The sequence below is a fragment of the Salipiger bermudensis genome, from assembly GCF_019801965.1.
In the GTDB taxonomy this organism is placed as follows: domain Bacteria; phylum Pseudomonadota; class Alphaproteobacteria; order Rhodobacterales; family Rhodobacteraceae; genus Salipiger; species Salipiger bermudensis_A.
In genome coordinates this window covers 225,823-245,534 of sequence record NZ_JAHVIA010000008.1, presented here as the reverse complement: position 1 = coordinate 245,534, position 19,712 = coordinate 225,823, and the positions used below count along the sequence as shown (strand labels likewise).

Here is a 19,712-nt window from a genome sequence, read left to right as displayed (position 1 = left end):
GCCTTTCTGCCCATCTGGCGTGATCCCGAAGCGGAGGCGGAACCGTGCCGCATCGGGAACGATCTGTTAAGATTGAAGAAACCTGATCGTCGCGAGGGAGCCATGCCCGTGCAGAGCAAAGCCGTCGAAGCAGAGGCGCAGGCGAAGCCGCGCCGGTTCATCTTCGTCCTCCTGCCGCAGTTCACGCTGCTGAGCTTTGCCGCCGCGCTCGAGGCGCTGCGCATCGCCAACCGCATGGCCGGCCGGCCGGTCTACAGCTGGGTCCTGACCTCGGAGGGCGGCGAGACCGCAAGCTGCTCCGCCGGCACCGAGTTCAAGCTCGATTGCGACCTGCCCGAGCTGACCCGCGATGACGTGGTGCTGCTCTGTGGCGGGCTCGACATCGCCGAGGCCACCACCAAGCGGCTGATGAACTGGCTGCGCCGCGAGGCCCGGCGCGGGCTGACCATGGGCGGGCTCTGCACCGCCAGCTGGACGCTTGCCGAGGCCGGGCTGCTCGATGGCAAGCGCGCCACCATCCACTGGGAGAACCAGGACGGCTTCGAGGAGGAATTCCCCGAGGTCGAGCTGACCAAGTCGGTCTTCGTGGTAGACGGCAACCGGCTCTCGACCGCCGGCGGCACCGCCTCGATCGACCTGATGCTCAAGCTAATCGCCGACGATCACGGCGAGGATCTCGCCAACGCGGTGGCCGACCAGCTGATCTATTCCTCGATCCGCACCGATCAGGACACCCAGCGCCTCTCGACGCCGACCCGCATCGGCGTGCGCCATCCCAAGCTGGCGCAGGTCATCAAGATGATGGAAGCCAATATCGAGGAGCCGATCTCGCCGGCGCTGCTGGCCAAGGATGTCGGCATGTCGACGCGCCAGCTCGAGCGGCTGTTCCGCCGCTACCTCAACCGAAGCCCCAAGCGCTACTACATGGAGCTGCGCCTGCAGAAGGCGCGCAACCTCTTGATGCAGACCGACATGAGCGTGATCAACGTGGCGCTGGCCTGCGGCTTCGCCAGTCCGTCGCATTTCTCCAAGTGCTACCGGGCGCATTACCAGACCACGCCATATCGCGAGCGCGGCACGCTGGGCGCCAAGCCCGGGCGTGAGGAGATCTGAGCCAGCTCAGGGCCGGGCGGCGCGGTAGAGCGTGCCGTTGATCTCGCTGAGAAACCAGATTGCCCCGTCGGGCCCCTGATCGACATCGCGCACCCGGAGCGTCGCCTCGCTCTCGAGCCGCTCGACCTCGCGCAGCGGAGCGCCCGAGAGCCGCGAGATGTAGTTGAACTTGAGCGAGCCGACCAGCGCGTCGCCGTCCCAGCGCCCACCGTCGAGAAACACGATGTCGGAGGGCGCGATCGAGGGATCCCAATAGAAGACCGGCTGCTCCATGCCGGGCTTCGAGTGGCCTTCGCCGATGCGCGCACCCGAGTAGTGCGTGCCGTAGGAGATCACCGGCCAGCCGTAATTGGCGCCCTTCTCGATGAGGTTGACCTCGTCGCCTCCCTGCGCGCCGTGCTCGACCGCCCAGAGACGGCCCTGCGCATCGAAGCCGAGCCCCTGCGGGTTGCGGTGGCCGTAGCTCCAGATCTCGGGCTGCGCGCCATCCTGCCCGACGAAGGGATTGTCGGGCGGCACCGCGCCGTCGCGGGTGATGCGGATTACCGAACCGTTGTGATGGCCGAGATCCTGCGCCGCGGGACGGTCACCGCGCTCGCCGATGCTGACGAAGAGATGCCCGTCCGGGGCCTCGACGATGCGCGAGCCGAAATGCCGCCCGCCGCTCGAGCCCGGCGCCATCTCGAAGATCGTCTCGCTCCGCTCGAGCCGGCTGCCATCGCCTGAGAGCCGCGCCTTCAGCACCGCGGTGCCCGCGCCGCCGCGCTGGCTTTTGGAATAGGTCAGGAAGATCTCGCGGCTGCTGTCGAAATCGCGCGGCACCAGCACATCGAGCAGGCCGCCCTGCCCGCGCGTGTAGATCTCGGGCAGCCCGGAGACCCGCTGCGCCCGGCCATCGCGCACCATCAGCAGGGCGCCGCTGCGCTCGGTGATGAGGAGGCTGCCATCGGGCAGGAAATCGAAGCTCCACGGGGTGTCGAGCCCCTGCACCACCGGTGTGATCGCGAGCGGTCCGGCGTTGCTTGGAATGTCCTGCGCCAGCGCCGCGCTGGCAGGTATCAGGGCAAGCAGGGCTGCGAAAACAAGCTGTCTCATGGCGGGAGCCTCCTCCCCGCCGATATGGGGCAACGAGCCGCAGGGACAAGCCGGTTGCCCGAGCGGCAGCCGCGCCCGTGGCCCCTTTTCTTTTGTCAGGGGCTTGCATAGGCTCACGCCCGGACAAAGCGTTCCAACAAGGGAGATCCTCATATGAAAAAGTGGCTTCTGGCTTCCGCCGCCACCACGCTGCTTGCCGCGGGCGCCGCCCAGGCCCAGGACGCCAAGGTCGGCGTCATTCTCGGCTTCACCGGCCCGATTGAATCGCTGACCCCGTCGATGGGCGCGAGCGCCGAGCTGGCCCTGACCGAGGTCAACGAGAGCGGCAAGTTCCTCGAGGGCGTCACGCTGAGCCCGGTGCGCGCCGACTCGACCTGCATCGACAGCGCCGCCGCCACCGCCGCCGCCGAGCGTCTCATCACCACCGACGGCGTGGTCGCCATCATGGGCGCCGACTGCTCGGGCGTGACCGGCGCGATCCTGTCGAACGTCGCGGTGCCGAACGGCGTGCCGATGATCTCGCCCTCCGCCACCTCGCCGGCGTTGTCGAACGCCGAGGACAACGGCCTGTTCTTCCGCACCTCGCCCTCCGACGCGCGCCAGGGCGAAGTTCTGGCCAGCATCCTGAGCGAGCGCGACGTGAGCTCCGTCGCGGTGACCTACACCAACAACGATTACGGCAAGGGCTTCGCCGACAGCTTCGCCGCGGCGTTCGAGGCCGAGGGTGGCTCGATCACGCTTTCCGCTCCGCACGAGGACGGCAAGGGCGACTACTCCGCTGAAATCGGCGCCCTGGCCTCTGCCGGCGGCGACGTGCTCGTGGTGCTGGGCTACTCCGACCAGGGCGGCAAGGGCATGATCCAGGCGGCGCTCGACACCGGCGCCTTCGACACCTTCGCAATGGGCGACGGCATGTATTCCGATGCGCTGCTGGCCGATCTCGGCGGCGACATCGAAGGCAGCTTCGGCTCGGTGCCGTGGGCCGAGGGCGAAGGCACCGAGGCCTTCACCACGCTCGCAACCGAGGCCGGCATCAACGCCGAGAGCTCCTACACCCGCGAGAGCTATGACGCGGCGGCCCTGATCGCGCTGGCGATGATGAAGGGTGGCGAGGTCTCCTCGGCGGCTGTGGCGGCCAACGTGCTCGACGTGGCCAACGCGCCGGGCGAGCCGATCCTGCCGGGCGAGCTTGGCAAGGCTTTGGAAATCCTTGCCGAGGGCGGCGATGTCGATTACGTCGGCGCCACCAATGTGGAACTCGTCGGACCGGGCGAGGCCGCGGGCACCTACCGCTACTACGAGATCACGGACGGCGCGTTCAGCACCGTTTCGTTCAAGTAAGCTCGCCACCGAGGCGGAAATGGGCAGCCCGGGCATCGTTCCCGGGCTGTTTCCAATAACAAAGCAGGCGCAGCAAACCGCGCCGGAGGGGAAGAAGCATTGATCCGGGTGGACAACCTGCACCGCCATTTCGGCGGCTTCCGCGCCGTTGACGGCGCCTCGCTCGAGATTGCCGACGGCTCGATCACCGGGCTGGTGGGCCCGAACGGGGCCGGCAAGTCGACTCTCTTCAACGTCATCGCCGGCGCCCTGCCTCCGACCTCAGGCACGGTCTGGATGGACGGCGAGGACATCACCGGCCTGCCGCCGCACGCGCTGTTTCACAAGGGGCTCCTGCGCACCTTCCAGATCGCGCACGAGTTCTCGTCGATGAGCTGCCGCGAGAACCTGATGATGGTGCCGGGCAACCAGGCCGGCGAGAGCCTGTGGAACGCTTGGTTCGGGCGCGGACGCATCGCCCAGGAAGAGGCAATGCTGCTGAAGAAGGCCGACGAGGTGCTCGACTTCCTGACCATCTCGCATCTCAAGGACGAGAAGGCCGGCAATCTCTCGGGCGGGCAGAAGAAGCTGCTCGAGCTTGGCCGCACGATGATGGTCGATGCCAAGATCGTCTTTCTCGACGAGGTCGGCGCGGGCGTGAACCGCACGCTGCTGAACACCATCGCCGACACCATCGTGAAGCTCAACCAGGAGCGCGGCTACACGTTCTGCGTCATCGAGCACGACATGGATTTCATCGGCCGCATCTGCGACCCGGTCATCGTCATGGCCGAGGGCAAGAAGCTGGCCCAGGGCACGCTCGACGAGATCAAGGCCAATGACGCGGTCATCGAGGCCTATCTCGGCACCGGGCTGAAGAACAAGGAGGCGGCGGGATGAGATCTGCGCTGCGCGGTGGGGGCGCTGCCCCCACACCCCCGAGGTATTTTCGAACCAAAGAAGAGGGGGCCTTCTCATGAGCGGCGGCCCCTATGACGACCGTGGCAACCAGGACGCCACCATCACCAACCCGCGCGGCATGGGCGAGGACGATCCCGTGCATGCGGGGGGCCACGAGCACCCTGCCCCCGGCGGGCCCTTCCTGATCGGCGAGGCGATGACCGGCGGCTACGGTCGCGGCGCGGATATCCTGCATTCCTGCACCATCGCGGTGGATCGCGGCGAGATCGCCGTCATCGTCGGGCCCAATGGCGCCGGCAAGTCGACCGCGATGAAGGCCGTCTTCGGCATGCTGAACCTGCGCAAGGGCATGGTGCGGCTCGACGGCGAGGACATCACCGAACTGACGCCGCAGGCGCGGGTGCAGAAGGGCATGGGCTTCGTGCCGCAGACCCACAACATCTTCACCTCGATGACCGTGGAGGAGAATCTCGAGATGGGCGCCTTCATCCGGCGCGACGACATCTCGGGCACTCTGGAGCAGGTCTACGAGCTGTTTCCGATCCTGAAGGACAAGCGCAAGCAGGCGGCGGGCGAGCTCTCGGGCGGCCAGCGCCAGCAGGTGGCCGTGGGCCGGGCGCTGATGACCAAGCCCAAGGTGCTGATGCTCGACGAGCCCACCGCCGGGGTCAGCCCGATCGTCATGGACGAGCTCTTCGACCGCATCATCGAGGTCGCCCGCACCGGGCTGCCGGTGTTGATGGTCGAGCAGAACGCGCGGCAGGCGCTGGCCATCGCCGACAAGGGCTACGTGCTGGTGCAGGGGCGCAACGCCCATACCGGCACCGGCAAGGCGCTGCTCGCGGATGACGAGGTCCGCCGCAGCTTCCTGGGGGGCTGAGCCATGGCCTGCCCTGATACAAGACACACCGGGGAGCACCCGTGATGGATTTTCTCAACGCGTTGGTCGCGCTGGCCAATTTCGTTTTCATCCCCGCCATTGCCTATGGCAGCCAGCTGGCGCTCGGGGCGCTTGGCGTGACGCTGATCTACGGCATCCTGCGGTTTTCCAACTTCGCCCATGGCGACACAATGGCGATCGGCACCATGTTCACCATCCTGGTGACCTGGGGGCTGCAAGCGGTTGGCGTGAGCTTCGGCCCGCTGCCCACGGCGCTGCTCGCCATTCCCTTCGGCATCGTGCTGACCTCGCTGCTGGTGCTGGGCACCGACCGGCTGGTCTATCGCTTCTATCGCGAGCAGAAGGCCAAGCCGGTGATCCTGGTGATCGTCTCGATGGGGGTGATGTTCATCTATAACGGCCTCACCCGCCTGATCATCGGCCCCGGCGACCAGAACTTCGCCGATGGCGAGCGCTTCCTGATCTCGGCCCGCGACTTCAAGGCGATGACCGGGCTCGACGAGGGGCTGGCGCTGAAGTCGACGCAGGCGATCACCGTGGTGGTGGCGATCCTCGTGGTGGCGCTGCTGTTCTGGTTCCTCAACCACACCCGCACCGGCAAATCGATGCGCGCCTATTCCGACAACGAGGACCTGGCGCTGCTCTCCGGCATCAATCCCGAGCGCGTGGTCATGGTCACCTGGATCATCGTCGCGGCGCTCGCCGTCGTGGCCGGGACGCTCTACGGGCTCGACAAGAGCTTCAAGCCTTTCACCTATTTCCAGATCCTGCTGCCGATCTTCGCCAGCGCCATCGTCGGCGGGCTGGGCTCGCCGCTGGGCGCCATCGCCGGCGGCTTCATCATCGCCTTCTCCGAGGTCGGCATCACCTATGCCTGGAAGAAGGTGCTCACCTACCTGCTGCCCGAAAGCCTCGAGCCCTCGGGGCTCGTGCAGCTCCTGTCCACCGACTACAAGTTCGCCGTCAGCTTCGTGATCCTGATCATCGTGCTGCTGTTCCGGCCGACGGGTCTCTTCAAGGGGAAATCGGTATGAGGACGCTCGCTCTCTTCGCGCTGGTCGCGGCGCTGATCCTCGGCACCGGCTTTCTGCAGAGCTGGAACTCGGCGCTGATCATCCTCAACATGGGGCTGGTGAGCGCCATCATGGCGCTCGGCGTCAACCTGCAATGGGGCTTGGCCGGGCTCTTCAACGTCGGCGTCATGGGCTTCGTGGCGCTTGGCGGGCTGGCCGTCGTGCTGACCGCGGTGGCGCCGGTGCCCGAGGCCTGGGCCGCGGGCGGCTGGCGCGTGCTCGGCGGCCTCGCCTTCGCGCTCGCCGCCATCGTCGCTGCCGTCTTCGCCTGGAAGCGCTTGCCGCGCAAGACGCGCGGCTGGGCGGTCGCCGCCATCGCCGTGGGCGGGTTTTTCATCTACCGCGCCATCCTCGACCCGGCGGTCTCGGCCATCGAATCCGTCGATCCCGCCGCCACCGGCTTCCTCGGCGGGCTTGGCCTGCCGGTGCTGCTGGCCTGGCCGGTGGGTGGGCTGCTCGCCGCGGGCGTGGCCTGGGTCATCGGCAAGACCGCGCTCGGACTGCGCTCGGACTATCTCGCCATCGCCACGCTAGGCATCGCCGAGATCATCATCGCGCTGCTGAAGAACGAGGACTGGCTGACGCGTGGCGTCAAGAACGTCATCGGCCTGCCGCGCCCGGTGCCCTACGAGATCGACCTGCAGAACGACGCGGGCTTCGTCGAGACCGCCGCGAGCATCGGGCTCGACCCGACCACCGCCTCGACAATCTACGTCAAGCTTGGCTACTCGATGCTCTTCGCCGTGGTGCTGGTCATCGTGCTGGTGCTTGCGCAGCTGGCGCTGAACTCGCCCTGGGGCCGGATGATGCGCGCGGTGCGCGACAACGAGGAGGCCGCCGAGGCGATGGGCAAGGATGTCACCGCGCGGCACCTGCAGATCTTCATCCTCGGCTCGGCGCTTTGCGGCATCGCCGGCGCCATGATGACGACGCTCGACGGCCAGCTCACCCCCTCGAGCTACCAGCCGCTGCGCTACACCTTCCTGATCTGGGTGATGGTGATCGTCGGCGGCTCGGGCAACAATCTCGGCGCGGTGCTGGGCGGGTTCCTGATCTGGTTCCTATGGGTGCAGGTCGAACCGATGGGCCAGTGGCTGATGGGCGTCATCACCGCCGGCATGGCGGATGGCTCGGCGCTCAAGGCGCATCTGCTGGGCAGCGTGCAGCATATGCGGCTGCTGACGATGGGGGTGATCCTCCTGCTGGTGCTGCGTTTCGCGCCACGCGGTCTTTTGCCCGAGCGCTGATAATCAGGCCTTAACATCTTGCGCCTCATGCTGGCCCCGGTTGCACGACCGGGGCCTTTTCCTTGGCGGCGATCCGCGGAGATCCGCCGCTTTGCGCGGCTCCGACAACAGCGAGGAAGACAGCATGGAACAGAGACCGACAGCGGACGTTGCCCCGATATGAGACAGATGGAATGGACCCGCATCACCCAGAACTGGAACCAGGCCGCCGCACGGCTCAAGCGGCGCTTCCCGCTTGTCGAGGGCGCCGAGCTGAGTGCTGCCCCGCCGCAGGTCGAGGAGGTCGCGCGCCATGTCGCCGATCGCCATGACCTGACGCTGGCGGAGGCGCGGCGCGAGGTCGAGGATCTGCTTTTCCCGCAGCGTCTGCCCGAGCAGATCCAGCGCCCGGCGGGCTGACCCGCAAGAGCGGCCGGGGGCGGGAACCGGGCGGGCGGACGCGGCGTTTCAGCAGCAGATGCTAGAGGACCGCGCGATGCTCACCTTTCTCTTTCGCCCCAAGCCGATCACCCTCCCCGAACCCGCAGCGCAGCAGACGGAGCTCGCGCACACTGCGCCCGACCCGCTGCCGGAGGATCTCGCCTATTGGCGCGCCGAGGATGAGCTGGCCCGCCTGGCGGCGCTTGCGCGGCAGGGCTGATCCGGCGCGCAGGGCCGGTCGAGGAAGCCCGGCCTCAGGCGCGCTCCGGTCACGCGTGTATCGCGATCAGCCCAGCGAGGTGACCCAGAGGATCGTCGCATCCTCAGGGCTGACCGAGACCACGTTGTGGCCCATGCTCGCGTCGTAATAGGCGCTGTCGCCGCGTCGCATCTCTATGGGTTCGTAGAACTCGGTGTAGAGCGTCACCACGCCGGTGAGCACGTAGAGGAATTCCTCGCCATCGTGGCGCACCCAGCCATCGAACTCCTCCATGCGGCGCGCGCGCACCCGGGCGCGGTAGGGGAGCATCTTCTTCTTGGTCAGGCTCTCGGCCAGCAGCTCGTGCTCGTAGGTCACCGTCGCCTGATGCAGCCCTTGGCCCTCGCGCGTGTGCACCATGCGCCCCGAGACCTGCTCCTTCTTCGGCGGTGTGAAGAGCTGCGGCACGCCGATGCCGAGGCCCACCGCCAGCTTCTTCAGCGCGTCATAGGTCGGCGACATCTGGCCGTTCTCGATCTTCGACAGCGTCGAACGCGCCAGCCCGGCCTCGCGGGCCGCCTGCTCCAGCGTCCAGTCGCGCGCCTTGCGCAGCTCGCGCACGCGCGCGCCAAGATCGAGCGGTTCGACCGAGGCTTCTTCGCCGGTTTCCCGCGCCAGGCGGATCAAGGTCTTCGGGTCGCGGGTCATGGCTCTTCCTATAGGGCCGCTACGGGAGCCTTGCAACAAATCCGGAGCGGGCCTAAGCCAATGCCATGGTCTCGCTTTTCGATGAAGGCGCCTTCGCGCCCTGCCCCGCGCCGTTCAACCTCGCCGCCCATGTGCTGGCGGCCGGCAGCGCTACGCCCGACAAGATCGCGCTCGCCATCGTCAAGCCCACCGGGGCGTCACGCTGGTCCTACGGGCGGCTCATCGCCGCCGTCCGCGGGACGGCCACCGGGCTGCTCGAGGCCGGGCTCACCCCCGGGGACATCGTGCTCATGCGGCTCGGCAACACCGTCGATTTCCCGATCGCCTATCTCGGCGCCATCGCCGCCGGGCTGGTGCCAGTGCCGACCTCCTCGCAGCTGACCGAGCGCGAGGTCGCGCCGATGATCGAGCACCTGAAACCTGCCGCCATCCTGCGCGGCGACGGCATCGCCTGCCCCGAAACCGCGATCCCGGTCTTTGGCCCCGAGGTCTTCGAGGCCTGGCACGACCTGCCGCCCGCGCCCTGGCACATGGGCGATCCCGAGCGGCTGGCCTATATCATCTACACCTCCGGCACCTCCGGCTTTCCGCGCGCCGTGGGCCATGCCCACCGGGCGATCTGGGCGCGGCAGATGATGATGGAGGGCTGGTACGGGCTGCACCCGAACGACCGTCTGCTGCATGCGGGCGCCTTCAACTGGACCTACACGCTGGGCACCGGGCTGATGGATCCCTGGACCATGGGCGCCACCGCGCTGATCCCGGCGGCGGGCACCGATCCGGCGCAGCTGCCGCTGCTGCTCAAGCGCAACGACGCGACGATCTTCGCAGCGGCGCCCGGCGTCTATCGCAAGCTGCTGAAGATCCCGCTGCCGCCGATGCCGCGTCTGCGTCACGGGCTGGCCGCCGGCGAAAAGCTCACCGCGGCCACCCGAGACGCCTGGCGCGCCGCCACCGGCAACGAGATCTACGAAGCCTTCGGCATGTCCGAATGCTCGACCTTCATCTCCTCGGCGCCCGCGCATCCCTGCGACGCCGACACGCTGGGCCGCCCACAGGCCGGGCGCCGCGTGGCGATCCTGGGCGAGGACGGCGCGCCGGTGCCCTTTGGTGAGCCCGGCACCATCGCGGTGCACCGCTCGGATCCCGGGCTGATGCTGGGCTATGTCGGCGCGCCGGAGGACACCGCGTCGCGGTTCCTGGGCGACTGGTTCCTGACCGGCGATCAGGGCAGCATGGATAAGAACGGCCAGATCCGCTATCTCGGGCGCGGCGACGACATGATGAACGCCGGCGGCTACCGGGTCTCGCCGATCGAGGTCGAGGCCGCTTTGGCGGACCTGCCGGGCATCTCAGAGATCGGCGTCACCGACGTTGCGGTGAAGGAGGGCGTGCATGTCATCGCGGCCTTCTACGTGGCCGAGACCGAGCTCGACGAGGCCATGCTCGCCGCCCGCGCCGCCGAGCGCCTGGCGCGCTACAAGCAGCCGCGCGCCTTCGTCCGGGTCGATGCGCTGCCCCGCAACGCCAATGGCAAGCTGATCCGCAAAGCGCTGAAAGATAACGCAATTTCCTGAGCCTTCGGGCTCAGGCCGAGACCAGCACCACGAACAGGCCAACCGTCACCGCGCCCAGCAGCGTGGCCAGCACCAGAGCCGAGGAGGCGAGTTTCTCGGCGCGGTACTTGGCGGCGAAGATCACCGACAGGCTGAACATCGGCATCGACGCGAAGAGCGTCGCGCCCAACAGCTCCTCGCGGGTCAGCCCGGGCAGCAGCGACAGCGCCGCGAAAACCAGCGCCGGGTGCAGCAGCAGCTTCATCCCGGCCAGCAGGAAGACCGGCGCGTCGACCTCGTGCAGCTTCGATTGCGCCACGTTGCCGCCGACGAGGAAGAGCGACACCAGCGGCGCCGCCGCCACGATCATCATCCGGGTTTTCTCGAGCGGCGCGGCCAGCGCCAGACCGGTGGCGCCGAACGCCAGCCCGGCCAGCAGCCCCATCACCGTGGGGTTCTGCAAGGTCGTCTTCGCGGTGTGACGGATCGCCTGCGTCGGCGGCAGCGCATAATCCCGGCTCAGCACATCCCCCAGCGTGAGCGCCAGCGGGATGACCAGCATGTTCTCGACAACGATCACCCAGGCGAAGAGCCGGTCGGCAACCTCGGGAAAGACGATCATGGTGATCGGGTAGCCCAGGAACACCGAATTGGGCGTGGTCGAGCTCAGCGCCACCACCCAGCTCTGCCCCGGCCCCTGGCCGAAGGCGCGGCGCAGGATCTCGCGGGTCAGCGTCAGCGTGACGAGCGAGGCGGCGGTATAGACGAGGATGAAGCCCCAGTTGAACGCGGTGAGATCGCCGGCATTGGCCACCGCCGAGAAGATCAGCACCGGCACGCAGACGATCAGCATGAAGCGGCTGAGTTGCGGCAGCGCCTCGGGCGACACCAGCCGCGCCTTGATGACGCCGAACCCCAGCAGGATCAGCAGGTAGATCGGCAGCAGCGTGAGGAGCGGTGCGAGCATGGCAAGCCTTTTTGGTATGCACACGTTCTATCTCTTGCGACCCGCGATGCAAAGGCTCGGAACGCTCGCGGACAGCCGAATGGTGGACTCGACGCAGCCAACGCCCAGCCCTTAGGCTCGAAGGGTATTGCCTGTGGCGCGGAGCACGCGTCGTCCGAAACCGACTTTTTCATTCCGAGGAATTGCCATGAAACACGTCCTGATCGCGCTCGCCCTCTGGCTCTGCGCCGTCGCCGGCTCCGCCACCGCCCAATCCTGCCCCGAGATCCGCTTCGCGCGCGGCGCCTCGTCCGGCGAGGTCTCGGGCCGCGTCACCGACAACGCGCCGCTCTGCTTCGTCTTCGGCACCGGCGCGGGCCAGACCGCGCGGTTGCAGCTTTTGGGCAGCGACAACACCTGCTTCACCATCCCGGGCGTGACCGACTGCCAGCAGGATTTCAGTTTCCGCACCAGCGCCGGCACCTACCGCGTCAATGTCTTCCAGCTGTTCCGGGCGCCCGCCTACGAGCAGTTCGCCCTGCGGCTGTCGATCCGATAAGCAACGAAAGTCGAAAGAAAAAGGGCCCCGGATGGGGCCCTTGAAAGGTTCGCTGACGGGGCTCGGTATTCTTACCGCTCGTTGTCTTCTGCCTGCGGCCCCGCCCGCGCAGGGTGACCGCGGCCACCCCAGATCCCTGGCAGGACGCGCATACGCCCTGCCCCGTTTCCTCAGCTGCAGCCGCTGGTCGAACCGCAGGTGTTGCACTTCATGCAGGTGCCGTTGCGCACCAGCGTGTAGTTGCCGCATTCGCCACACGGATCGCCCTCGTAGCCCTGCATCCGGGCCTTGGCGCGGGCGTCCATCGCCACCGCCGAGGTCGAGGTGCTGAGCGTCGCCACGGTGCTCTGCACCGCCTCGGCAGTCACCGCGCCGTGCGAGGCCACCGGGCCGGTGCCGGTGCGTTGGCCGCCCTGAAGCACCACCAGCTCCTGCGGCAGGCGCTTGCGGAGATAGCCCGTTGAAGAGATCTGCTTGAGCATCTCCAGCGAGCGCGCGGCGGTGTTCTCGGACAGTTCCTCGACATTCGACACGCTCTCTTCCTCGCCGCGGCCGAGATCGTCGAAGGTCGCCCCGGAGGGCTTCACATGCGCCAGATCGGTGCGGTCGAGATAGGAGACCGCCAGCTCGCGGAAGATGTAGTCGAGGATCGAGGTGGCGTTCTTGATGCTGTCATTGCCCTGCACCATGCCCGCGGGCTCGAACTTGGTGAAGGTGAAGGCGTCGACGAACTCCTCCAGCGGCACGCCGTATTGCAGGCCGACCGACACCGCGATGGCGAAGTTGTTCATCATGGCGCGGAAGCCGGCGCCTTCCTTGTGCATGTCGATGAAGATCTCGCCGAGGTTGCCGTCCTCGTATTCCCCGGTGCGAAGATAGACCTTGTGGCCGCCGACGATGGCCTTCTGGGTATAGCCCTTGCGGCGCTCGGGCATCTTGGTGCGGCCGGCGCGGATGACCTCCTTGACCACCACCTTCTCGACGATCTTCTCGGCGATGACCTGTGCCTTTTCCTGCGGCGTGCCGGTCTCGAGGGTCTCGAGCGCGTCGTCGTCATCCTCGACCAGCGCGGCGGCCAGCGGCTGGCTCAGCTTGGAGCCGTCTCGGTAGAGCGCGTTGGCCTTTACCCCCAGCGACCAGGACAGTTCATAGGCCTTCTGGCAATCCTCGACGGTGGCCGAGTTCGGCATGTTGATGGTTTTGGAAATCGCCCCGGAAATAAAGCTTTGCGCGGCGGCCATCATGTGGATGTGGCTGTTGACGGAGAGGTAGCGCTTGCCCTTCTTTCCACAGGGGTTTGCACAGTCGAAGATCGACAGGTGCTCGGCCTTGAGATGCGGCGCCCCCTCGAGGGTCATGGTGCCGCAGACATGGTCATTGGCAGCCTCGATGTCGGCCTTGGTGAAGCCGAGATGCTTCAGCAGGTCGAAGGTCGGGTCCGAGAGCTTCTCGGCCGGGATGTTCAGACCGTCGCGGCAGAACTCCTCGCCCAGCGTCCACTGGTTGAACACGAAGCGGATGTCGAAGGCGGTGCCGAGCGCGCGCTCGACCTTCTCGATCTGCGCCGGGCCGAAGCCCATGCCGATCAGCGCGGTGTGGTTGATGCCGGGCGCATTGCCGAGCGTGCCGTGGCCGACCGCGTAGCCCACGATCTCCTCGATCTGGCTGGAGCTGTAGCCGAGCTTCTCGAGCGCCGCCGGAACCGAGCGGTTGATGATCTTGAAGTAGCCGCCGCCGGCGAGCTTCTTGAACTTCACCAGAGCGAAGTCGGGCTCGATGCCGGTGGTGTCGCAATCCATGACGAGGCCGATGGTGCCGGTGGGCGCGATCACCGAGACCTGTGCGTTGCGGTAGCCGTGCTGCTCGCCGAGGCGCAGCGCCTCGTCCCAGGCGGATTTCGACAGCGCGATCAGATCCTGATCCGGGCAGTTGCCGTGGTCGAGCGCCACCGGCTTGACCGCCAGCCCCTCGTAGCCGTCGGTCTTGCCATAGGCGGCGGTGCGGTGGTTGCGGATGACGCGCAGCATGTGCTCAGCGTTGCGCTCATAGCCCGGGAAGCTGCCAAGCTCGCCGGCGATCTCGGCCGAGGTGGCGTAGCTCACGCCGGTCATCAGCGCGGTCAGCGCACCGCAGAGCGCGCGGCCCTCGTCGCTGTCATAGCTGTAGCCCATGTTCATCAGCAGGCCGCCGATATTGGCGTAGCCAAGGCCAAGGGTGCGGAAATCATAGGAGAGCTGGGCGATTTCCTTCGACGGGAACTGCGCCATCAGCACCGAGATTTCCAGCGTCAGCGTCCACAGACGCGTGGCGTGCATGTAGCTCTCGGCGTCGAACTTGCCGCCCTTGAGGAAGGTCAGCAGGTTCATCGAGGCCAGGTTGCAGGCCGTGTCGTCGAGGAACATGTATTCCGAGCACGGGTTCGAGCCGCGGATCTCGCCATCTGCCGGGCAGGTGTGCCAGGCATTGACGGTGTCGTGGAACTGGATGCCCGGATCGGCGCAGGCCCAGGCCGCGTGGCCGATCTGCTCCCAGAGCTCCTTGGCGTCGACGGTCTTGGCGACGCTGCCATCGGTGCGGCGCACCAGCTCCCAGGGCGCGCCCGTCCGCACCGCCTCGAGGAAGGCATCGGTGACGCGGATCGAGTTGTTGGAGTTCTGGCCCGAGACGGTGGCATAGGCCTCGCTGTCCCAGTCGGTGTCATAGGTCGGGAATTCGATCGAGCCGTAGCCTTGCTTGGCATAGTCGAGCACGCGCTTGATGTAGGTCTCGGGGATCGCGACCTTCTTGGCCTCGCGGATCGCCTTCTTCAGCGCGGTGTTTGCATTGGCCTCGTAGGCATCGCTCTCGAGCCCGTCCCACGACCGGATCGCGTCGAAGATGCCGTTGAGCATCTTCTCGTGCATCTTCGAGCCAGCGACGATGCTGGCGACCTTCTGCTCTTCCTTGACCTTCCAGTTGATGAAATCCTCGATATCCGGGTGATCGGCATCGACGATGACCATCTTGGCGGCGCGGCGCGTGGTGCCGCCCGACTTGATCGCACCGGCGGCGCGGTCGCCGATCTTGAGGAAGCCCATCAGGCCCGACGACTTGCCGCCGCCCGAAAGGCGCTCGTTCTCGGCGCGCAGGCTGGAGAAGTTGGTGCCGGTGCCGGAGCCATACTTGAACAGGCGCGCCTCGCGCACCCAGAGATCCATGATGCCGCCATCGCCGACGAGGTCATCTGCCACGGACTGGATGAAGCAGGCATGCGGCTGCGGGTGCTCGTAGGCCGATTTCGACTTGGTCAGCTTGCCGGTCTTGTGATCGACATAATAGTGGCCCTGCCCCGGACCATCGATGCCGTAAGCCCAGTGCAGGCCGGTGTTGAACCATTGCGGGCTGTTGGGCGCCGCGGTCTGGCTCGCCAGCATGTGGCGCATCTCGTCGTAATAGGCCTGGGCGTCGTCCTCGGAGGTGAAATAGCCGCCCTTCCAGCCCCAGTAGGCCCAGGCGCCGGCGAGCCGGTCGAAGACCTGCTTGGCCGAGGTCTCGCCGCCGCGGGGCGCATCCTTGTCGGCCGGGACCGAGCGCCAGAGGAACTCGGGCACGTCCTTCTCGGCGACCTTCTTGAGATCGGAGGGCACGCCGGCCTTGCGGAAGTATTTCTGCGCGATGACGTCGGAGGCAACCTGGCTCCACTTCGCGGGCACTTCAAGTTCGTCGAGTTTGAAGACGGTTGAGCCGTCAGGGTTGCGGATCTCCGACGTCGTGGTGACGAACTCGATGCCCGCGTAAGCGTCCTGGCCGGCCTGCGTGTACTTTCTCTCGATCTTCATCGCTGTTCTGCCCTCAGCTGCCCAAATCTCCTGCCGAGCAGCAGACACAGCGTCTCCGGGCAGCGACGGATGCAAATCCGCCCCTGTCGGGCCATTCTGTCAAACTGCTGGCTCGGTCTGTCCCCGCCGGGAACCACTATATGTTGTGATCTCACGTCCGGCCCCCACAAACTGACGCAAGAGACCGGAATGGGTCAACGGGTTTTTTCGGGGCCGTCCCATATATTTTGCGTTGTGCGCCGAGCCCCCTACAAGGGGTATGGGTTGTTCCAGAGTCGTCCACACCCAAGGGAAAATCGGCCTTGAGCCGCCGAATAAGGAAAATCTTCGCCTGACCGGCGACTTATCCACAGCTGTTGAGAACTGCCCTGAGCATATCTCCCGGAAATCCATGACATTCCTGCAACAGCGGTGTTTCACGCGTCATGCGGAAACAATCGCCGAAAAACCGGGCAGCGGCCGGGATCGACGATCAAGAGATCGCGATTGCCCAGCCAAGCGACCGGAATCACGTCGAACTGTTCAGCATGTGAGGAGAGTGGTCGGGGCGGCGAGATTCGAACTCACGACCTTCTGTACCCAAAACAGACGCGCTACCAGGCTGCGCTACGCCCCGACAGGCTCCGCATAAAGCGAAGCCCGAAGATTGAAAAGAGTGAATTCGCCGGGCCGCGCTACTCGCAGGGCCAGACGGGATCGCCGCTGATCGCCGGATGCATCATCTCGGTGCCCTCGGCGATGCCGAGCTGGGCCGCCATGCCGCCGTTGATCTCGAGCACGTATTGCACCGGGCCGCCGCTCGGGATCGGCGTCTCGTCATGAGGGATGGCCATCTGGTGCACCTTGACCACCCGGCCCTGTGCATCGGCAAAGATCATGTCGAGCGGAATGAGCGTGTTCTTCATCCAGAACGCGGTCGGGCGCTCCGTCTCGTAGACGAACAGCATCCCCGCGCCCGGCGGCATCTGCTCGACGAACATCAGCCCCTGGGCGCGCTCCTCGGCATCGTCGGCAACCTCGACGCGCAACCGCACGCTCCCCCAGTCGCCACGCAGCCAGATGGCATCGTCGCGGCAGGACTGGGCGGAGAGCGGGCCGCTCAGAAGGGCGGCAAAGATCAGTGTGAGGAAAGAGTAAGTGCGGCTTCCCATGCATTTACCTCGGTGGCCATCTGGCCACGCTTGCCATTAATCACACGGATTGCAAGCGCTTCCCCGGGCTGCAGGTCGGCCAGGCCGGACCGGCGCAACACTTCGATGTGAATGAACACATCGTCCGAGCGACCGAACACGTTGGCGAAGCCGAAGCCTTTTGCCTTGTCGAACCATTTCACCCGCGCCGGCTCGAGCGGAGCGGCACGCATCACCTCGGGATCGACATCCTCGAAATCTGCCAGCGGGGCACCTGCCGGTGCCTCGGGCGGTTCGATCCTGCGCACTTCGGTGGCCTGAATGCCCCGATCCGTGCGCTGCGCTGCCACTTCGATTCGCGCCCCGTCGGCCACAGAACTCTGGCCGAAATTCCGGAGGACGTTTGCATGAAGCAGGATGTCGGGCCCGCCTTCATCGGCGATTACAAAGCCAAATCCCTTTACGGGATCGAACCACTTTACCTTTCCGAGAACGCCAAACGTCTCTTCGTCATGCTGTGTCAACTGTGTTTCCATTGGTCGTCATGCGTATCCCCAGTTCCCTCTTGCGACATACGGGGCAGCAATTGCAAGCCTGCACAACTTATATTTGCAAAGCTGTGCAGTTCACGTGACGCGAAATTCACGGATTGAGACGTTCGACGTCCCACGGATCGGCAATCGACCGCCGACGCCACACGAAACGATCATGCAACCGGAAGGCGCCATCGGCCCAGAGTTCGATCTCCAATGGGGCGATCCGGAATCCGCCCCAGAATGGCGGGCGTTTCGGCATAGGTCCGTGTGTCGCAGTGATTTTCGCCACTTCGGCCATCAGCGCGGCCCGCGACGCCAGCGGCTGCGACTGTTGCGAGGCCCAGGCCCCGAGGCGCGATTTGAGCGAGCGGCTGTTGTAGTACTCGTCGGCTTTCGCCCCGTCCTCACGGCTCACGAGCCCGCGCACCCGGACCTGCCGGCGCAACGATTTCCAATGCATCACGAAGGAAGCCTTGCCGCTTTCCGCGAGTTCCCGGCCCTTGGCACTACCATAATTGGTATAGAACACGAAGGCGTCGGCCTCGATCTCCTTGAGCAGCACCATGCGCACATTGGGCAGCCCGTCGGGGTCCACCGTGGCCAGCGCGATGGCGTTGGGATCGTTGATCTCGGTCTTCTCGGCCTCGGCGAGCCAGCTGCGGGCGATCGCGAACGGGTCGTCCCCCGCGAAGATCCCTGTGCGGTCGGACATATCGGTTCTCCTTCACCTGCGATGACAGCGCAAACCCTTGAAGCCGTTCCGGGCTTGCCCTAAAGGGTTTCGGACACAGAAATGCCGGGCGGAGATAGGAAATGTCAAACACTCTGATGGCGGGCAAGCGCGGCCTGATCATGGGCCTCGCCAACGACAAATCAATCGCCTGGGGCATCGCCAAGGCACTTCGGGACGCCGGCGCCGAGCTCGCCTTCTCCTACCAGGGCGACGCCCTGAAGAAGCGCGTCGATCCGCTGGCGGCTCAGCTCGGCAGCGATATCGTCCTGCCCTGCGATGTCGGCGACGAGGCCTCGATCGACGGGCTCTTCGACGGGCTGAAGGAGCGCTGGGACAGCCTCGACTTCATCGTCCACGCCATCGGCTTCTCGGACAAGAACGAGCTGCGCGGCCGCTATGTCGATACCAGCCGCGACAACTTCAAGCTGACGATGGACATCTCGGTCTATTCGTTCACCGCCGTCATGCAGCGGGCCGAGAAGATGATGACCAATGGCGGCTCGGCCCTGACCCTGACCTATTACGGTGCCGAGCGCATCATGCCCCATTACAACGTCATGGGCGTGGCCAAGGCGGCGCTCGAGGCCTCGGTGCGCTACCTCGCCGAGGATCTCGGCCGCGACGGCATCCGCGTCAACGCGATCTCCGCCGGCCCGATCAAGACGCTGGCCGCCTCAGGCATCGGCGATTTCCGCTACATCATGAAGTGGAACGAGTACAACTCGCCGCTGCGCCGCAACGTGACCATCGACGATGTCGGCGGCTCGGCGCTCTACCTGCTGTCGGATCTCGGCGCCGGCGTCACCGGCGAGACCCATCACGTCGATGCGGGCTATCACATCGTCGGCATGAAGGCGCCCGACGCGCCGGACATCACCAAGGGCTGAGGAGGAGCTCGCATGACCAACGACCTTCTGCCGCATGAAAAGGGCTTCCACGTCAGCTGGGACCAGCTGCACCGCGACGCGCGGGCACTGGCCTGGCGGCTCCAGGGCCACGGCCCGGCGGAGGGCGGCTGGAAGGCGGTGGTGGCGATCACCCGGGGCGGCATGGCCCCGGCCATGATCATCGCCCGCGAGCTCGACATCCGCACCGTCGATACGATCAGCGTCAAGAGCTACCACTCGGGCGGCGGCAAGGCCGATCAGCGGCGCGAGGCGCAGGTGCTGAAATCGCCCGACGCAGCGCTGGTGGGCGATGGCGACGGCATCCTGATCATCGACGACCTGGTCGACAGCGGCAAGACGCTCGAGCTGGTCCGCAGCCTCTATCCCAAGGCGCATGTGGCGACGGTCTATGCCAAGCCGATGGGCAAGCCGATGGTCGACAGCTACATCACGGAAGTCAGTCAGGACACCTGGATTTTCTTCCCGTGGGACATGGCGCTGCAATACGTGAAGCCCTATCGCGGCGACTCCGACTGAGCACCAATTTTTT

The 19,712-nt window shown here is 66.2% G+C and carries 19 protein-coding genes and 1 tRNA gene; 12 read left to right on the top strand and 8 right to left on the bottom strand.

The window, feature by feature from the left end:
• Positions 1–102 precede the first annotated feature (102 nt).
• On the top strand, positions 103–1,113 hold the full coding sequence (locus KUV62_RS18535) for a GlxA family transcriptional regulator (protein WP_222605213.1): 1,011 nt from the start codon (positions 103–105) through the stop codon (positions 1,111–1,113).
• 6 nt (positions 1,114–1,119) lie between these two features.
• Here the strand turns inward: KUV62_RS18535 and KUV62_RS18530 are convergent, their stop codons facing one another.
• Entirely contained in the window at positions 1,120–2,208 is a 1,089-nt protein-coding gene (locus tag KUV62_RS18530; RefSeq protein ID WP_222605212.1) for a PQQ-dependent sugar dehydrogenase, read from the bottom strand.
• A 153-nt stretch (positions 2,209–2,361) separates the two neighbouring features.
• Between KUV62_RS18530 and KUV62_RS18525 the strand changes: the two genes are divergently transcribed.
• From KUV62_RS18525 to KUV62_RS18495, 7 genes are all read left to right on the top strand, one after another.
• Entirely contained in the window at positions 2,362–3,549 is a 1,188-nt protein-coding gene (locus KUV62_RS18525; protein WP_222605211.1) for an ABC transporter substrate-binding protein, read from the top strand.
• Between the two features lie 99 nt (positions 3,550–3,648).
• Positions 3,649–4,428, top strand: a complete 780-nt coding sequence (locus KUV62_RS18520) for an ABC transporter ATP-binding protein (protein ID WP_222605210.1) — start codon at positions 3,649–3,651, stop codon at positions 4,426–4,428.
• Positions 4,429–4,504: 76 nt separating this feature from the next.
• The gene (locus KUV62_RS18515; RefSeq protein WP_222605209.1) at positions 4,505–5,329 is read left to right on the top strand and encodes an ABC transporter ATP-binding protein; all 825 of its coding nucleotides are present in this window, start codon (positions 4,505–4,507) and stop codon (positions 5,327–5,329) included.
• A gap of 44 nt (positions 5,330–5,373) precedes the next feature.
• Positions 5,374–6,384 (top strand): branched-chain amino acid ABC transporter permease, encoded by a 1,011-nt coding sequence (locus tag KUV62_RS18510; protein ID WP_222605208.1) that lies wholly within the window; start codon positions 5,374–5,376, stop codon positions 6,382–6,384.
• The gene (locus tag KUV62_RS18505; protein ID WP_222605207.1) at positions 6,381–7,670 is read left to right on the top strand and encodes a branched-chain amino acid ABC transporter permease; all 1,290 of its coding nucleotides are present in this window, start codon (positions 6,381–6,383) and stop codon (positions 7,668–7,670) included. The genes KUV62_RS18510 and KUV62_RS18505 overlap by 4 nt, the downstream gene beginning before the upstream one ends.
• A gap of 159 nt (positions 7,671–7,829) precedes the next feature.
• Complete coding sequence (locus tag KUV62_RS18500; protein WP_222605206.1) at positions 7,830–8,069, top strand: hypothetical protein; 240 nt, start codon at positions 7,830–7,832, stop codon at positions 8,067–8,069.
• A 76-nt stretch (positions 8,070–8,145) separates the two neighbouring features.
• Positions 8,146–8,310 (top strand): hypothetical protein, encoded by a 165-nt coding sequence (locus KUV62_RS18495; RefSeq protein WP_222605205.1) that lies wholly within the window; start codon positions 8,146–8,148, stop codon positions 8,308–8,310.
• A gap of 66 nt (positions 8,311–8,376) precedes the next feature.
• On the opposite strand, the gene KUV62_RS18490 is transcribed toward KUV62_RS18495, so the two are convergent.
• Positions 8,377–8,997, bottom strand: coding sequence for a helix-turn-helix domain-containing protein (locus KUV62_RS18490; protein WP_222605204.1), 621 nt, complete (start codon positions 8,995–8,997; stop codon positions 8,377–8,379).
• A gap of 65 nt (positions 8,998–9,062) precedes the next feature.
• Between KUV62_RS18490 and KUV62_RS18485 the strand changes: the two genes are divergently transcribed.
• Positions 9,063–10,574 carry a class I adenylate-forming enzyme family protein gene (locus KUV62_RS18485; RefSeq protein WP_222605203.1) on the top strand — a complete coding sequence of 504 codons (1,512 nt, stop codon included), beginning with the start codon at positions 9,063–9,065 and terminating at the stop codon, positions 10,572–10,574.
• Between the two features lie 10 nt (positions 10,575–10,584).
• On the opposite strand, the gene KUV62_RS18480 is transcribed toward KUV62_RS18485, so the two are convergent.
• Positions 10,585–11,520 (bottom strand): AEC family transporter, encoded by a 936-nt coding sequence (locus tag KUV62_RS18480; protein ID WP_222605202.1) that lies wholly within the window; start codon positions 11,518–11,520, stop codon positions 10,585–10,587.
• Between the two features lie 187 nt (positions 11,521–11,707).
• On the opposite strand from KUV62_RS18480, the gene KUV62_RS18475 reads away from it, so the two are divergent.
• Positions 11,708–12,058, top strand: a complete 351-nt coding sequence (locus KUV62_RS18475) for a hypothetical protein (protein WP_222605201.1) — start codon at positions 11,708–11,710, stop codon at positions 12,056–12,058.
• A 170-nt stretch (positions 12,059–12,228) separates the two neighbouring features.
• Here the strand turns inward: KUV62_RS18475 and KUV62_RS18470 are convergent, their stop codons facing one another.
• The 5 genes from KUV62_RS18470 to pdxH all read right to left on the bottom strand — a co-directional run bounded on the left by KUV62_RS18470 (position 12,229) and on the right by pdxH (position 18,254).
• Positions 12,229–15,876, bottom strand: a complete 3,648-nt coding sequence (locus KUV62_RS18470) for a vitamin B12-dependent ribonucleotide reductase (protein ID WP_222605200.1) — start codon at positions 15,874–15,876, stop codon at positions 12,229–12,231.
• Between the two features lie 539 nt (positions 15,877–16,415).
• A tRNA-Pro gene (locus tag KUV62_RS18465) sits at positions 16,416–16,492 on the bottom strand.
• Positions 16,493–16,550: 58 nt separating this feature from the next.
• Positions 16,551–17,027, bottom strand: coding sequence for a DUF192 domain-containing protein (locus KUV62_RS18460; protein WP_222605199.1), 477 nt, complete (start codon positions 17,025–17,027; stop codon positions 16,551–16,553).
• Positions 16,994–17,542: a cold-shock protein gene (locus KUV62_RS18455; RefSeq protein WP_222605198.1), complete on the bottom strand. Its 549-nt coding sequence runs from the start codon at positions 17,540–17,542 to the stop codon at positions 16,994–16,996. Before KUV62_RS18455 ends, KUV62_RS18460 begins: the two co-directional genes overlap by 34 nt.
• 106 nt (positions 17,543–17,648) lie before the next feature.
• Positions 17,649–18,254, bottom strand: a complete 606-nt coding sequence (gene pdxH, locus KUV62_RS18450) for a pyridoxamine 5'-phosphate oxidase (RefSeq protein ID WP_222605197.1) — start codon at positions 18,252–18,254, stop codon at positions 17,649–17,651.
• 101 nt (positions 18,255–18,355) lie between these two features.
• On the opposite strand from pdxH, the gene fabI reads away from it, so the two are divergent.
• Both fabI and gpt read left to right on the top strand, forming a co-directional pair.
• On the top strand, positions 18,356–19,162 hold the full coding sequence (gene fabI / locus KUV62_RS18445; protein WP_222605196.1) for an enoyl-ACP reductase FabI: 807 nt from the start codon (positions 18,356–18,358) through the stop codon (positions 19,160–19,162).
• A gap of 12 nt (positions 19,163–19,174) precedes the next feature.
• Positions 19,175–19,699, top strand: coding sequence for a xanthine phosphoribosyltransferase (gene gpt / locus KUV62_RS18440; protein WP_222605195.1), 525 nt, complete (start codon positions 19,175–19,177; stop codon positions 19,697–19,699).
• The last annotated feature ends 13 nt before the right edge of the window (positions 19,700–19,712 follow it).

Excerpts from the sequence above, each read along its gene's own strand:
- KUV62_RS18455 (WP_222605198.1), bottom strand. The coding sequence starts at position 17,542 with ATGGAAACACAGTTGACACAGCATGACGAAGAGACGTTTGGCGTTCTC.
- KUV62_RS18490 (WP_222605204.1), bottom strand. The coding sequence starts at position 8,997 with ATGACCCGCGACCCGAAGACCTTGATCCGCCTGGCGCGGGAAACCGGC.
- KUV62_RS18485 (WP_222605203.1), top strand. The coding sequence starts at position 9,063 with ATGGTCTCGCTTTTCGATGAAGGCGCCTTCGCGCCCTGCCCCGCGCCG.
- KUV62_RS18495 (WP_222605205.1), top strand. The coding sequence starts at position 8,146 with ATGCTCACCTTTCTCTTTCGCCCCAAGCCGATCACCCTCCCCGAACCC.
- KUV62_RS18500 (WP_222605206.1), top strand. The coding sequence starts at position 7,830 with ATGAGACAGATGGAATGGACCCGCATCACCCAGAACTGGAACCAGGCC.
- KUV62_RS18505 (WP_222605207.1), top strand. The coding sequence starts at position 6,381 with ATGAGGACGCTCGCTCTCTTCGCGCTGGTCGCGGCGCTGATCCTCGGC.
- KUV62_RS18530 (WP_222605212.1), bottom strand. The coding sequence starts at position 2,208 with ATGAGACAGCTTGTTTTCGCAGCCCTGCTTGCCCTGATACCTGCCAGC.
- KUV62_RS18510 (WP_222605208.1), top strand. The coding sequence starts at position 5,374 with ATGGATTTTCTCAACGCGTTGGTCGCGCTGGCCAATTTCGTTTTCATC.
- KUV62_RS18470 (WP_222605200.1), bottom strand. The coding sequence starts at position 15,876 with ATGAAGATCGAGAGAAAGTACACGCAGGCCGGCCAGGACGCTTACGCG.
- KUV62_RS18480 (WP_222605202.1), bottom strand. The coding sequence starts at position 11,520 with ATGCTCGCACCGCTCCTCACGCTGCTGCCGATCTACCTGCTGATCCTG.
- fabI (WP_222605196.1), top strand. The coding sequence starts at position 18,356 with ATGTCAAACACTCTGATGGCGGGCAAGCGCGGCCTGATCATGGGCCTC.
- KUV62_RS18460 (WP_222605199.1), bottom strand. The coding sequence starts at position 17,027 with ATGGGAAGCCGCACTTACTCTTTCCTCACACTGATCTTTGCCGCCCTT.
- KUV62_RS18515 (WP_222605209.1), top strand. The coding sequence starts at position 4,505 with ATGAGCGGCGGCCCCTATGACGACCGTGGCAACCAGGACGCCACCATC.
- gpt (WP_222605195.1), top strand. The coding sequence starts at position 19,175 with ATGACCAACGACCTTCTGCCGCATGAAAAGGGCTTCCACGTCAGCTGG.
- pdxH (WP_222605197.1), bottom strand. The coding sequence starts at position 18,254 with ATGTCCGACCGCACAGGGATCTTCGCGGGGGACGACCCGTTCGCGATC.
- KUV62_RS18475 (WP_222605201.1), top strand. The coding sequence starts at position 11,708 with ATGAAACACGTCCTGATCGCGCTCGCCCTCTGGCTCTGCGCCGTCGCC.
- KUV62_RS18525 (WP_222605211.1), top strand. The coding sequence starts at position 2,362 with ATGAAAAAGTGGCTTCTGGCTTCCGCCGCCACCACGCTGCTTGCCGCG.
- KUV62_RS18535 (WP_222605213.1), top strand. The coding sequence starts at position 103 with ATGCCCGTGCAGAGCAAAGCCGTCGAAGCAGAGGCGCAGGCGAAGCCG.